General features: G+C 40.2%; 12 protein-coding genes. 4 read left to right on the plus strand and 8 right to left on the minus strand.

What is annotated here, in order from left to right; genetic code table 11:
* Positions 1–4: 4 nt before the first annotated feature.
* The 4 genes from mnmG to mnmE all read right to left on the minus strand — a co-directional run bounded on the left by mnmG (position 5) and on the right by mnmE (position 5612).
* On the minus strand, positions 5–1894 hold the full coding sequence (gene mnmG / locus MTF66_RS35255; RefSeq protein WP_054554801.1) for a tRNA uridine-5-carboxymethylaminomethyl(34) synthesis enzyme MnmG: 1890 nt from the start codon (positions 1892–1894) through the stop codon (positions 5–7).
* A 429-nt stretch (positions 1895–2323) separates the two neighbouring features.
* Entirely contained in the window at positions 2324–2773 is a 450-nt protein-coding gene (gene mioC / locus MTF66_RS35260) for an FMN-binding protein MioC (RefSeq protein WP_054554800.1), read from the minus strand.
* 586 nt (positions 2774–3359) lie between these two features.
* Positions 3360–4100 (minus strand): isocitrate lyase/phosphoenolpyruvate mutase family protein, encoded by a 741-nt coding sequence (locus MTF66_RS35265; RefSeq protein ID WP_248530080.1) that lies wholly within the window; start codon positions 4098–4100, stop codon positions 3360–3362.
* Positions 4101–4247: 147 nt separating this feature from the next.
* A complete protein-coding gene (gene mnmE / locus MTF66_RS35270) occupies positions 4248–5612 on the minus strand; it encodes a tRNA uridine-5-carboxymethylaminomethyl(34) synthesis GTPase MnmE (protein WP_130166143.1) in 1365 nt (454 codons plus the stop codon).
* A gap of 209 nt (positions 5613–5821) precedes the next feature.
* Here mnmE and MTF66_RS35275 point away from each other — a divergent pair, with 209 nt between their 5' ends.
* Positions 5822–7969, plus strand: coding sequence for a TonB-dependent siderophore receptor (locus tag MTF66_RS35275; RefSeq protein ID WP_248530081.1), 2148 nt, complete (start codon positions 5822–5824; stop codon positions 7967–7969).
* Between the two features lie 9 nt (positions 7970–7978).
* The gene (locus MTF66_RS35280; RefSeq protein ID WP_248530082.1) at positions 7979–9184 is read left to right on the plus strand and encodes a PepSY-associated TM helix domain-containing protein; all 1206 of its coding nucleotides are present in this window, start codon (positions 7979–7981) and stop codon (positions 9182–9184) included.
* A 56-nt stretch (positions 9185–9240) separates the two neighbouring features.
* Here the strand turns inward: MTF66_RS35280 and yidC are convergent, their stop codons facing one another.
* The 4 genes from yidC to rpmH form a co-directional block, all read right to left on the minus strand.
* Positions 9241–10872, minus strand: a complete 1632-nt coding sequence (gene yidC / locus MTF66_RS35285) for a membrane protein insertase YidC (protein WP_054563757.1) — start codon at positions 10870–10872, stop codon at positions 9241–9243.
* Between the two features lie 8 nt (positions 10873–10880).
* Positions 10881–11153, minus strand: coding sequence for a membrane protein insertion efficiency factor YidD (gene yidD, locus MTF66_RS35290; protein WP_054563758.1), 273 nt, complete (start codon positions 11151–11153; stop codon positions 10881–10883).
* Positions 11154–11281: 128 nt separating this feature from the next.
* A complete protein-coding gene (gene rnpA, locus MTF66_RS35295) occupies positions 11282–11704 on the minus strand; it encodes a ribonuclease P protein component (RefSeq protein ID WP_058583673.1) in 423 nt (140 codons plus the stop codon).
* Positions 11705–11711: 7 nt separating this feature from the next.
* Positions 11712–11846, minus strand: a complete 135-nt coding sequence (rpmH, locus tag MTF66_RS35300) for a 50S ribosomal protein L34 (RefSeq protein WP_045980711.1) — start codon at positions 11844–11846, stop codon at positions 11712–11714.
* A gap of 506 nt (positions 11847–12352) precedes the next feature.
* On the opposite strand from rpmH, the gene dnaA reads away from it, so the two are divergent.
* Together dnaA and dnaN are read left to right on the plus strand one after the other, a co-directional pair.
* Complete coding sequence (dnaA, locus tag MTF66_RS35305) at positions 12353–13750, plus strand: chromosomal replication initiator protein DnaA (RefSeq protein ID WP_248530083.1); 1398 nt, start codon at positions 12353–12355, stop codon at positions 13748–13750.
* A 13-nt stretch (positions 13751–13763) separates the two neighbouring features.
* On the plus strand, positions 13764–14867 hold the full coding sequence (gene dnaN, locus MTF66_RS35310; protein WP_217875400.1) for a DNA polymerase III subunit beta: 1104 nt from the start codon (positions 13764–13766) through the stop codon (positions 14865–14867).
* The last annotated feature ends 1 nt before the right edge of the window (position 14868 follow it).

A 14868-nucleotide genomic window follows, 5' to 3' on the forward strand; every position in this document is an offset into this window, starting at 1 on the left:
CCAACTACGCAGTCTTGCGTAGTAAGCCTTGCTTTTTCAGATAGACTAATAATAGCGAAATAGCAGCAGGGGTGATACCTGAAATACGTGACGCTTGGCCAATTGTATCTGGACGACTATCAGTAAGCTTTGCGATAACCTCATTTGATAAACCAGAAACAGTTGAATAATCAAAGTCTTTTGGTAATACAGTTTGTTCATGACGTAGCTGCTTATTGATCTCATCTTGCTGACGAGCAATATAGCCTGCGTACTTAGTATGGATCTCAACTTGCTCAAGTGCAGCTTGGTTATCAAACTCAGAACCCAAACCATCGATTGCCATTAAGTCGTTATAACGAATTTCAGGACGGCGGATCAGATCTTCAAGGCTCGCTTCACGAGTCAGTGGTGTTTTTAATAACGCGTTTACTTGATCAACAGCAACGTGATCTTTGTGGATCCATGTTTCTTTTAAACGTTGCGTTTCTTTTTCGATGATTTCCATTTTTTCGTTAAAGGCAGCCCAACGAGCATCGTCAACTAAGCCAAGTTCACGGCCTTTTTCAGTTAAACGAATGTCGGCATTATCTTCACGAAGTAATAAACGGTATTCAGCACGGCTAGTAAACATACGGTACGGTTCTTTAGTACCTAATGTTGCTAGGTCGTCAATTAGTACACCTGTGTATGCTTCATCACGGCGAGGTGTCCAAGACTCTTTTCCTTGTACTTGTAATGCCGCGTTCATACCCGCAATTAAACCTTGCGCGCCGGCTTCTTCGTAACCGGTTGTACCATTGATTTGGCCTGCGAAGAATAAACCATTAATAAACTTAGTTTCTAATGATTGCTTTAAGTCGCGCGGATCAAAGAAGTCATACTCAATAGCATAACCAGGACGACAAATGTGTGCATTTTCAAAACCAGTGATTGATTGCACAATTTCAAGCTGTACATCAAACGGTAAACTCGTTGAAATACCATTTGGATATAATTCGTATGATGTTAAACCTTCAGGCTCAACAAAGATTTGATGTTTGTCTTTATCAGCAAAACGAACGATCTTATCTTCGATTGAAGGGCAGTAACGTGGACCAATACCTTCAATTACACCTGAATACATAGGTGAGCGATGTAAGTTATTGCGGATCACATCATGTGTTTTTTCATTTGTATAAGTGATGTAACACGGGATCTGCTGTGGGTGATCCGATTGTTTACCCATAAATGAGAATACAGGCGTTGGGGTATCACCAGGCTGTTCTTGCATCTTGCTAAAATCAACAGTACGCGCATCAATACGAGGAGGCGTGCCTGTTTTTAAGCGATCAACACGGAAAGGTAATTCACGTAAACGCTCAGCAAGTGCAATTGAAGGTGGATCACCGGCACGACCGCCTTTGAAGTTCTCTAAACCAATATGGATCTGACCACCTAAGAAAGTACCTACGGTAAGAACCACAGAAGGCGCGCTAAAACGAAGACCCATTTGCGTTACAACACCAATTACTCGATCACCTTCAACGATTAGATCGTCACATGATTGTTGGAAGATCTTTAAGTTTTCTTGATGTTGTAAAGTATGTTGAATAGCTGCTTTATACAAAGCACGGTCAGCTTGTGCACGCGTAGCACGTACTGCAGGGCCTTTAGATGAGTTTAAAGTACGAAATTGAATACCGCCTTTATCAATAGCCTGAGCCATTGCACCACCAAGAGCATCGATCTCTTTAACTAAATGGCCTTTACCAATACCGCCAATTGCCGGGTTACAAGACATTTGACCAAGGGTATCCATATTATGAGTCAGCAATAGGGTATTCATGCCCATGCGAGCAGATGCTAATGCAGCTTCAGTACCTGCATGTCCACCACCTACAACAATAACATCAAAACGTTCGTGAAAAATCATTTATGGGATCCTACTTAATCGACCAGCAAAACTTTGTAAAGGGAGCGTATTCTACCTAGAAATTTAGAGAAGATAAATGATTAAACAGTGCTCAAGATCTAAGTGGGTGATCTCTAATAATATAAAGGATCTTTTAAAGAGATCTTTTATTACTCTTACTACTAGTAACGGCTAGATCTGTTGATAATGTTCGCTTTACTATTTAAAACATGATCTTAACGTAGATCTAAAGGTGTTAATATGATCGGATCTTCCCGCGTAAAAGCTTTGATCAAAAGGGCTATTTATACACAGGGTAATATCGATTGGATCTTATCCAAGGGATAAACTAGGTTAAAATCGCAGTTAGATCAGTGTTTATCCACAATCCGATCTAAATTATCAGTAAATTGTGGGTAACTTTTATAACAACGATCAACACCGATCGGATTAATTGAGCCCTGCTGATTCGATCCAGCTTGGTAACCAGGCTAATGCCGTGTCTTCTGGCAATGCTTCATCAAGAATATTTAGCTCTAAGCGTTCTGCCACGCGGTTTGCGCCTTTATTAGCTAATAACTCATCTAGATTACGGCCTGCATAGTTATAGGTGTCGTAACTAGTGTCACCTAATCCGATCACACTGTAGTTTAATCCTTTAAGATCAGCCTGTTGGTTAATAGATTCAACAAATGGCAGTAGGTTCTCTGGGTAGTCTCCCGCGCCGTATGTAGAAGTACATAACAACCAAATAGTATCTTGCTGATCAATATCATCAAATACAGGCTGTTCATGAAGCTGCACTTGGATCCCTTGTTGTTCAAGGGCTTCTGCTAGTTGCTCTGCCACGTATTCTGCAGATCCCATTTGGCTGCCAACGATGATATTTACTGATTGCATGTGATTGATCATGTATAGAAATAAGTGGCCACATGATAACTAAGTTAGGGTGTGAGTAAAGCGTTGAATTACGATCTGAATAAGTTTTTCTGCTTAAAATGACAGCTTTAATTCAATGCTTTTTATAATCTACTGTTTTTAATGGTTTTTTATATTTATTCATAAATTAAACCCTTTGATCAAGCTGTTAATAAATTTGGGGAAAGTTCTGATCAAGCTAAATATTGGAAACTGTATAACTTTGCTAAGTTGTTGATCTTTAATTATGTGTAAGCGCTTAATTTTTCTGATCTGATAAAAGTAGTGAGTATGATCGTTTTGTGGATAGATCGCTTGTTGATAACGATCGGTTTGCAATTTGCGATCAATAAAATAGATCGAAAAAAACTTAAATAAGCGCTAATAAAGGCTGTTTTTAAGAAAATTAGTTATCAAAAAGGGCTGTTTTATGAAAATAAATTCAAATTTCCGCGTTTTTTTATGATCAAATCAGCTTTTAGATCTAAAAAAGCCCCAAATGTGGATAACATTTTTAGCTAAATTCGATCTTAAAAGCTGTTTTGATCTAATTTTTTAGCTCGCTAAGTTAGTTTTCGATCTGAGTTAAACTGGTTTTTATCGTATTACCGACTAGATCATAGAGTGAATTACCCAATGAAAACCGTTTTGCACCACCAGCGAAAGCCGCTTTTGCTGAGTTAAAGTTGCTCATTGCCATCACATTTAATGGCATATCTATTGTGTTAGCTAAGCTGGTTATGTGCTCTATGTTAGTTAAGCCGGGCACAAACAGACCGTCTGCACCTGCATTTTGATACGCTTTTGCTCGCTTTAATGTTGCTTGAAAAGGGGAGTCACTAACAATGTAGGTATCGGTTCTGGCGTTTATAAATAAACCACCGAAGCCATTTTCGTTAAGTACTTTCTTTATTTCACTAATAATAGTGCATTGCTGTTCGATAGATCTCAGTGCGTTAGTGTCTTTATTTGAGTCCTCTATGTTGATGCCTACAACTCCTAATCTTGCTAACGCTAAAACGTTTTCGCTAATTTGCAGCGGATCGTTACTGTAGCCTGACTCTATATCCACAGAGAGTGGAATATGAAGGTGTTCGGTTAAGCTTTTAACCAGCGCTAATTGAGTTTTAAAAGAGATGTTTTCACCATCAGCTAAACCTAAACTGGCAGCAATTCCCCAGCTGGTTGTTGCTACTGCTTTAGCTCCCGCAGCTTGGATGAATTGTGCTGAACTAAGATCCCACGCATTAGCAAGTATAAAGCCGCTTTGCTGGTGGTGTAATTGGTGAAAGAGTTGATATTTGTCCATGATGTCCTCCGTTTAATGACATCGCTAGACTAATTGATATGAGGTTAATTACTGGCTGGTTTCGGCCCTGAACCGATAATTAATTAGTTGGAGTAAAAACAAAAAAAGAGTCTTGCGACTCTTTTTTATAATATTGATGACCGGAATTTATTTACCGATACAGAACGAGCTAAAGATTTTCCCAAGTAGGTCATCAGAGGTAAATTCACCTGTTATCTCATTTAAGAACTGTTGAGTTAGGCGTAACTCTTCAGCCAAGATCTCACCTGCAATATGCATCTCTAATTGCTCTTTACCAGTGTTTAAATGGTAGGCTGCGTGATCAAGTGCATCTAAGTGACGACGGCGTGCCATAAATCCACCTTCTGTGGCGCCTTGGAAACCTATACATGCCTTTAAGTGAGTACGAACTAACTCTATACCCTCTGCATTTTTAGCACTTAAGCGGATCACCGGATATTGATCATGTTCATCCATACCGACATTTTCACCGGAAATATCGGCTTTATTTCGGATCACAGTAACACCCATACCCTCTGGTAACTTGGCCATAAACTCTGGCCAAATATCATGGGGGTCAGTGGCTGATGTATCAGTGCCGTCTAACATAAATAGTACGCGATCGGCTTGGTTAATTTCATCCCATGCGCGTTCAATACCAATTTGCTCTACTTTATCAGGGCTTTCACGCAGGCCTGCGGTATCAATAATATGTAGTGGCATACCATCAATGTGGATATGTTCGCGTAATACGTCACGTGTTGTACCAGCTATTTCGGTAACGATAGCTGCATCACGGCCAGCTAACGCATTTAATAAGCTTGATTTACCAGCGTTAGGGCGACCCGCAATAACAACACGCATACCTTCACGCATGATGCTACCTTGTTTAGCTTGCTGAGTTACATTCTCTAATTGGTCAATAATGGCATTTAGATCTGTTGATACTTTACCGTCTGATAAAAAGTCGATTTCTTCATCTGGAAAATCAATAGCGGCTTCAACATACATACGTAGGTGAATGACTTTCTCCACCAGCGTTTCTATGTGCTTAGAGAATTCACCTTGCAATGATTGAAGGGCGCTTTTTGCTGCTTGTTCACTGGTTGCATTAATTAAATCGGCAATTGCCTCTGCTTGAGTTAAATCAAGCTTATCATTCATAAATGCGCGCTCAGAGAACTCACCTGGTTTTGCTAAACGTACACCGTCAATTTGGCTAATTTCTTTTAATAGCATATCTAATACGACAGGGCCGCCGTGACCTTGTAGTTCTAGTACGTCTTCGCCGGTAAATGAATTTGGCCCTTGGAAGTAAATAGCAATACCTTGGTCAAGCTGTTCACCGCTCAAGCTTTTAAATGGTACATAGTCTGCGTAACGTGTTTTAGGACAACGGCCAATAATCTGTTCTGCCACTGTTTTAGCTAAGCTACCAGAGACGCGAATAATACCAACCCCACCACGTCCTGGTGCGGTCGCTTGTGCTGCAATTGTGTCTTGATTAATCATGCGATGAAATAATGCCAATAAAAGAATGAATGCTGGCTCTATTGTAACCTATGGCTTAATTTCATGCGAATAGCTGTTTGAGTAATGAGGTAGCAAAAGTCTGATGTAAGTAATACTTTATTTAGCTTTAATTAATAATAAACAGCCATTGCAAATGATAATTATATTCATTACCATATTGCGCATTCTAAATCTTATCGTTTTTTATTATGCGTCTTTCTGCTGTTTTTATTGCACTTGCTGCTGGTTTTTCGGGCGTTGCCCATGCTCAAACTGAAGTGACTACTTCTGATCAAAATGATTCAAAAGAACTCGAAAAAATAGAAGTTGTTGGCCGTGCGTTCTCTTTATATCGCCCAACCGAGTCTAGCTTTGCTACTCGTACCAATACACCTTTAGAGAAAATTCCTCAGTCAATTCAAATTTTGCCGCAGGAGCTGATCAGTGATCAGGCTGCTCGCCAAATTACCGACCTTTACAGCAATATTGCTGGCGTTAATGCCTTTAGTTATTCGGGCGTGACATTTCGTGGCTTTCGCCAAGATGAGATTTTATATGATGGCGTAAAGGGCGACCCTTTTAATGGCTTTGCTGTACCGCAATTATTTAATATTGAACAAGTTGCGGTTTTAAAAGGACCTGCTGGCGCTATATACGGTAGTGGTAATCCGGGCGGTATTATTAACTATGTAACTAAGAAGCCTAAATTCACCAGTGAACATAGTATTGAAGTTGAAGTAGGTAATGATGACTTCTTCAGTGGTGCATTAGAAAGCACTGGAACCTTGAGTGAATCACTTGATAATCATGCTTACCGTGTTGGTCTTTACCGTGATACTGAAAAGCCATTCCGTGCTAATACTAGCAGCGATAATACCATTGTTGATCTTGGTTATACGTGGCTTATAAACAGTGCAACCGAATTGACCACTCAGTATACCTATATAGAGCAAGAATTGGGTGGGGCACGTTTACGTGGTGTACCTGCTGATGATAACGGTAATTTTCTAACTGATATTAGCTGGAATCATAACGAGGCAACAGACTTTCAAAATGTTGAAGCCCATGTCTATCAGGCTACTTTAAAACATGAATTTAATGATGTTTGGCGCACAGATGTCACAGCACGTTATTTTGATAACAAAGAAGTGCAAAACTACCATGAACCAAGAGGCCTAGTAGATACAGATGAGGACGGTATTGTTGATTGGAGCCATCGTGAGTTTCGTGATCAAGTACGTGAGAACGAAGGCTTTAGTTTAACAGCTAATGCGATTGCAGAATTTGTAGTTGCAGACATGCAGCATCAAGTGTTGTTTGGTAGTGATTGGTATGAACATGATTTCGAAAGCGTTTACCGTACAGCTAAGCAACAAAGTAAAGGTGGCCCAGTACCAGGACTTGATCTTAACAACCCTGAATATGGTTTAACCTCTGCTGATGATTATAACCTTGATAGTATTACCCCAAGACTTGGGCAAACGAATAGCACCCGCTTTGGTGCCTACGTGCAAGATCAGCTAGATATCACCGCTAATTGGAGTGTGACAGCTGGCTTAAGGTATGATCGTTTTGAAGATAAAGATCTGTTAAATCAAACCGAGTTTTCTGATAGCGACTTAACCTACCGTATTGGTACCAGCTATAACATTAACGATATGTTCTTCCCTTATGCACTACATGGCACTGGCTTTGTGCCGCAAAGTGCGAGTAATCAAGAAACAGCAAAGGGCGGTCCGTTCTCACCGGAGACTAGCCGTATTAACGAGTTAGGTTTAAGAACCAAGCTATTAGCTGACACACTTGCTGTTAATATGGCTGTGTACGATATTGTCCGCGAAAACATCCTGCAGCCTAGCTTATTAGGTGATGTTGCAGGTGACGGCGTTGATGACCTAGTTGCCGTCGGTGAAGTACAAAGTAAGGGTTTTGAACTTGAGGTGGTTGGTGACATCACTGAGCGCTGGGTAGTTACTGCAAGCTACGCTTATAATGATACCCGTATTACTAAAGCCAACGACAGCATTCGTAACCAAATTCCAGATAGCGATAAATTTGCTAACGCGCCGCAAAATACCCTAGGTATATGGACACGTTATGAGCTACCTAACTTATCGTCATCTATTTCTGCTGGCTTAGACTATGTTGATGAACAGCTTAGTTTAGGTGGTCAACGTGTTAAACCTTACACGGTTTACAACATGGCGTGGCAAACAACCGTTGATAACTGGCAATGGCAGCTATCAGTTAAGAACCTATTTGATAAAGAATACGCAAGCAGTGGCTTTATCGAGCGAACAGGGCACTTTCCTGGTGAACCACGCCGTGTCTATTTAAGTGCTAAATACAGCTTTTAATGGTGGCGTGTGAACGCTAAAAGTTGGTTTAACTTACATTCTTGGGCAGGACTCTTTGTTGGAGTCCTGCTTTTTGTTACCTGCGTATCGGGAACACTCGCTACGTTAAGTCATGAACTCGAGTACTTAACAGACGCTAAGTACCGTGCTTTAACTTCTTCTGCTTCGACTAACTACCCAGCTCTCGAAAACACCCTTAATGAGCATTATCCGCAAGCTCAGTTACTTTATATCCAACGTCATAAGCAAGATTACCTTGCCATTGAAGCGGCTCTTAAAGTCGGTGATTCATTTCGCTTTGTTTATTTAGATGCTGCAACGGGTCGCTTACTCGGTGAAGGAGAGTGGGCGCGGATATCGCGGTTTTTACGTAACTGGCATATGAACTTGTCGATGGGCTGGACAGGTAAATTAATCGTCACCAGTTTGAGTATTTTACTCGTTATTTTATTGGTTTCGAGTTTTTATGTGTATCGGCGCTGGTGGCAAGGCTTTATGAAAAAGCCTGCTGCGCTAAGCCTTGATAAACGTAGTAGTTGGTCTGATTGGCATAAGCTGTTAGGGCTTTGGAGTTTATGGTTTATTGCTGTGATGGCCATCACAGGGGTTTGGTATTTGGTAGAACATGGGCTGCAAACTGCGAAGGTACCTCACTATGTCTCTAGTCCACCAGCCTTGAGTGAGTTTAAAAAACAAAGCCCTCGCAAAGGTCTATCGCCAATTAGTTTAGCTGCTGCTTATGAAGCCGCTCAACATGCGTTTCCTAGCCTAGATATACGCTATATTCGTTATCCTAATAAAGCGGCTCAGCCTATTGAAGTACGTGGTTATAACGATGATATTTTACTGCGCCTGCGTGCTAACCGGGTTTATTTAAATCCAAGTTCCGGTGAAGTTCTTGGTGTACAGAAAGGGGAAGAACTAAACCTGCTTCCACGAATTAAAGACACCGCTGATCCGCTGCACTTTGGTAACTTTGCAGGAATTGGTACTAAGCTTATTTGGGGTGTATTTGGTGCATTAATGAGCTTTGTAAGCGCTGCAGGCATCTATATGAGTTGGCTTAGGGTTAAGCGTAAAACAACAACTGGAAAGTGGCTTGGTTTATCTGGGGTGATTGCAATCGGTTTGGTAGTTGCTTCCTTACTAACAACGAGTTTGAGCTTTACGGAACGTAGTGTGCCCAATCAAGTTTATTCTCCTATTCTAGGTTAGCTATTTTCAGGCATTAAAAAAGGCGCAGTTAGCGCCTTTTTTATTGGGTTAAGAGTTTAGCCTCTTACCTTAATACCTTTTTTCTCCATACCGCGGTAGATGATTAGCATCTGTGCGATTGAGATAAGGTTCGATACTAACCAGTAAAGTACTAGGCCAGATGGGAACCATAAGAAGAAAATAGAGAATACCACTGGCATAAAGGTCATCATTTTTTGCTGCATAGGGTCAGTAACCGTCATAGGTTGCAGCTTTTGAGTAATGAACATACTTAAACCAAATAAAACCGGTAATACGTAGTATGGATCCATTGCTGATAAGTCATTTAACCATAAAACGAATTCAGCATGACGTAGCTCAGTTGATTCTAAGAATACGTAGAATAATGCTAAGAAGATTGGCATTTGTAGTAACAGCGGGAAACAGCCACCCATAGGGTTAACTTTTTCTTTGCGGTACATTTCCATCATAGCCTGACCGAATTTTTGACGGTCATCACCATACTTCTCTTTTAGTGCAGCCATTTTAGGCTGAAGTGCACGCATCTTCGCCATTGACGTGTATTGTGCTTTAGTAAGCGGGTACATTGCCGTTTTAACGATAACCGTGATTGCAATGATAGCTAGACCCCAGTTACCTAAGATACCGTATAACCACTTAAGTAATACGAATAATGGTTGTGAGATAAAGAATAACCAACCGTAATCTACAGTTAGGTCTAAGTCTGGGTGAATTGCTTCTAGTACGTCAGACTCTTTCGGGCCCATATAGTAAGTTGAGCCAAGCGTTGCTTGCGAACCAGCTTGTACATTAACTGCTTCACCTTTAACACCAATAATTGCTGCATTACCTGATACAAGTTTGCTGTAAAGAGTGTTTTGCTGATCTTGCTTTGGTACCCACGCACTTACAAAGTAGTGTTGAATAAATGCAATGTAGCCGCCAGATGTGGTGATATTAAGGTTTTTATCAGCCATGTCTGAGAAGCTGTATTTTTCATACTTCTCTTCATCTGAGCCATAAGCGCCACCTAAGTAGTTTTGATCTACTAAGCTACCTTTTTCTTGTACTGTGCGTTTTACTTGCGTGTATAACTGAACTTGAATTGGATCAGCTGTTACGTTGTTTACTGTGTACTCTAAATCTACAGCGTAGTCGCCTTTTTTGAAGATATAAGTTTTAGTAAACGTCACACCTTTACTGTCAGTAAACTCAAGTGGTACACGTAGCTCATCACCCGTTAAAGTGAATGCTTTTTGTGTGGTTTTATAAACAGGGCGACCAGCAACAGTTGCGTCAGGACCATTTAAACCAATTAAGCCACTTTGCGAGAAGTATTGCTTACCATCGAACTCACCTAATAGCATGTAAGGTGTGTTACTGCCTTTTTCTTCTTCGTACTGAAGTAAGTCTGTTTCAATGATGTCACCACCACGGGTGTCAATTTTAACAGTGAATACATCAGTTGTTACATCGATAACTGAGCGCTTTGCTGTCGTTACAGCTGGAACTTCACCGTCAGATGATGCTGGAATAAAGTCATCAGATTCTGGTGTTGTTGCGCCTAGTGTTTGTGTTGTGGCACTTGGATCAGCCTTTGGTGCGTTGTAGTCGTTATTCCATTCTTGAAATAATAAAAACGACACAAGCATCAAGCCGATTAATAAAAACGTGCGTTGCGATTCCATAACAGCTCTTATTTCTCGTGTTGGTGGTTAATATGATTTTTTGCCGGTACGGGATCATCCCCACCAGCATGTAAAGGGTGGCATTTTAATATGCGTTTAACAGCTAACCAACTGCCTTTTACACTTCCATGCAAATTAATTGCTTGAATAGCGTAACTAGAGCAGGTTGGATTAAAACGACAATGCGGGCCTAATAGTGGACTTATCCATTTTTGATAGCCGCGTATTAGCATGACTAAACAGCGCTTTGGAATAGCAACAAGTGGTTTAAGTAACCTCATGATGTGTCTGCCCCTGCGTTAATTTAGTCAATGGATACCATGAATTTAAATTCCCATCGTAGAATTTTAAATGCATGATTAAAAGGTGAGCTAAAGATACCTTAATTAAGCCTGTAATTCTATTGCTATCAGGCTTGTTTATTAGATTTAGCTGATTTATTCGGGCGTTTTTTAAATGGTGGTGGTTTAGGTGCACCAGGCTTGCAGCGTTCGTTAATTTTTCGCCACAATTTATTTAGTTGCTTTGTTAGCTCTTCGTTGGACTGTTCATCAATACCACTTTTAACCATAAGCACAATATCAATGTTATCGAGTTTATGTTGATTTAAACGGAAACTTTCGCGAGCAAGTCGTTTAATTCGATTACGTTGACAGGCTTTTTTAACGCGTTTTTTTGCGACCGTAAGACCTAATCGAGGATTAGTTTGGTCGTTGCGTTTAGCTAATAGGGTAAAGAAAGGAGTCGCAGCGCGTGCTGGTTCATTAAAGATTCGAGAGTAATGCGAGGGAGTTAACAGACGTAACTCCCTGCTGAAGCTAAAGTCTTCCACTTATATATTAAGCAGAAAGAACTTTACGGCCTTTAGCACGACGACGAGCTAATACTTTACGGCCATTTGCTGATGCCATACGAGCACGGAAACCGTGTGTACGTTTGCGTTTTAAAACGCTAGGTTGAAAAGTTCTTTTCATAACAATTCCATCCGATCGGTTAAGGTTAAAACATCCTATGCAGGTCGCGATCCTGGCACAGGTGCCATTGCGAGCGCGAGATATTATAGATGAAGACAACAAAAGTCAATCATTAAAACGCTGCAGAGGCCGTAATTATAAAGGATCCTTTTAACTGATCATATAGGATCATCATAAATAAGAAGTTTTCCACAGCCTCTGTATAAAAAGTGAATAAAAGCTTGGGAAAAGCCGATTCGATCGTAGAATTTGATCGCGATCTGCCTGCAAATTTGTTATGATCACCGTTCGAGCTTAAAAAATAATTTTCTTAAAAATCAGTGTTTTATTCTTTTATGTTGCTGAGATCATATTTTTCATAAAAATCAATCTTGTACTTGTGGATAAAGTACCTTCATAATAGTCGGTCTGGGCCAAGAAAGTTGGTCAAAGATTAGCAATAAATGTTTGATTTTCCATCATTAAAGATGAACGGGAATAAAAATTAAATCTCTGGGAGTTTAACTGTGTATCTGTCGGTTTGGCAAAGTTGTTTATATGTATTGCAAGATGAATTGCCTTCACAGCAATTCAGTATGTGGGTAAGACCACTTCAAGCAGAAAGTACCGAAGATACGTTGACTATATATGCACCTAACCGTTTTGTTTTGGATTGGGTGAGAGAAAAGTATTTAAACCGTATTAATGAACTACTCGTTGAAATTTGTGGTGATGAAGCACCTGAATTACGTTTTGATGTTGGTAGTAAACCTATTTTAAATGCCCAAGTGGCATCTGCACCGGCTGCAGCAGAAACAAGCGCGCCTGTTACCCAACAGACTGCCGAAAAACAACAGCCAATACCTGAAAAAGCAGCGGTCGAGCCTGCACCAAAATCAGGCTATAAATCAAACATTAAAGAAAATTACACCTTTGATAGCTTTGTTGAAGGTAAATCAAACCAATTAGCAAAAGCTGCAGCGACTCAAGTTGCAGATAACCCAGGTTCAGCATTTAACCCTGTATTTATATACGGTGGTACTGGCTTAGGTAAAACTCACTTATTACACGCTGTTGGTAACGGTATTATGGCTAATAAGCCAGACGCGAAAATTGTTTATATGCACTCTGAGCGATTTGTGCAAGACATGGTTAAAGCGTTACAAAATAATGCCATAGAAGAATTTAAACGTTATTACCGAAGTGTTGATGCATTGATGATCGATGACATTCAATTTTTCGCTAATAAAGAACGCTCACAAGAAGAGTTTTTTCATACCTTCAATGCTTTACTTGAAGGAAATCAACAAATTATCTTAACTTCAGACCGCTATCCAAAAGAGATAGAAGGGGTTGAAGATCGCCTTAAATCACGTTTTGGTTGGGGCTTAACCATTGCTATTGAGCCGCCAGAACTTGAGACGCGCGTTGCTATTTTGATGAAAAAAGCGCAGCAAAGTAAAATCAATTTACCTCACGAAGTTGCCTTTTTTATCGCTAAAAAGTTGCGTTCAAATGTGCGTGAATTAGAAGGGGCGTTAAACCGCGTTATTGCTAATGCAAACTTTACTGGTCGTCCGATTTCGATCGACTTTGTAAAAGAAGCGCTACGTGACTTACTTGCGCTGCAAGATAAACTGGTAACGATAGATAATATTCAACGCACTGTTGCTGAGTATTACCGTATTCGTGTATCAGATTTACTATCTAAACGCCGTAGCCGTTCAGTAGCAAGACCACGTCAAGTGGCCATGGCATTATCAAAAGAACTTACAAATCACAGTTTACCTGAGATTGGTGACGCCTTTGGTGGTCGTGATCACACAACTGTTTTACACGCTTGTCGTAAAGTTAAATCACTACGTGACGAAAGCCACGAAGTGAAAGAAGATTATCAAAACTTAATAAGAACCTTGTCATCTTAAGGCCGACTTTATTATGCAAATAACAATATCAAGAGAGCAATTTTTAAAACCTTTAGTTCAAGTGTCTGGTGCGATTGAGCGTAAGCACACCTTACCGATTTTATCGAACGTACTGTTAGTTGTTGAAAACGGACAACTTTCGATGACGGGTACCGATCTTGAAATTGAGTTAGTGGCGAGTGTGTTTGTCGGTGAAGATACCACAGATACGCAATTAACTTTACCAGCTAAAAAGTTACTCGATATTTGTAAAAGTTTACCTGATGGCTCAGACCTTACGTTAAGTAGCCAAGATCATCAGTTACTATTAACAAGTGGTAAAAGCCGTTTTTCTCTAACTACGCTGGCTGCTGAAGATTTTCCGAATCTTGAGCAGTGGGATGGTGAAGTTGAATTTCAACTAACGCGTTTAGAATTGCGTAAACTTTTAGAAAGCACACACTTTTCTATGGCGAATCAAGATGTACGTTATTACTTAAACGGTATGTCATTTGAAGTTGATAACGCAGATATTAAAACAGTGGCTACAGACGGTCACCGTTTGGCAATTGCACAAAAGCAATTACCACAGTCTTTAAATACGCAACGCCAGTTAATTATTCCACGTAAAGGTGTACAAGAAATTATGCGCCTAATGGTAGCTGATGATGAGCTAGTAACCATTCAATTTGGTGCTAACCATATTCGTATTATTGATACTGAGTTTACATTTACCAGTAAACTAGTTGATGGTCGTTTCCCTGATTATCGTCGAGTATTGCCGCGTGGTGGTGACAAAGTAATTACTGCTAATCGTGAATGGATACGCAGTGCTTTCCAACGTGTGTCTATTTTATCGAATGAAAAGTTCCGTGGTGTACGTTTGAACCTGTCTGAAGGTTTATTAAAAATTACAGCAAACAACCCTGAGCAAGAACAAGCTGAAGAGGTGGTTGAAGTAATGTACCAAGGTGGCGAACTTGAAATTGGCTTTAACGTTTCTTATGTGCTTGATGTACTTAATACATTAAAAACAGAAGATGTAACCTTTACGCTTGCAGACTCTAATAGCAGTGCGCTAATTGAAGGTGCAGGTGACGAAGAAGCTATGTACGTTGTAATGCCGATGCGCCTATAAG

This window comes from Pseudoalteromonas sp. 2CM39R (assembly GCF_023161845.1).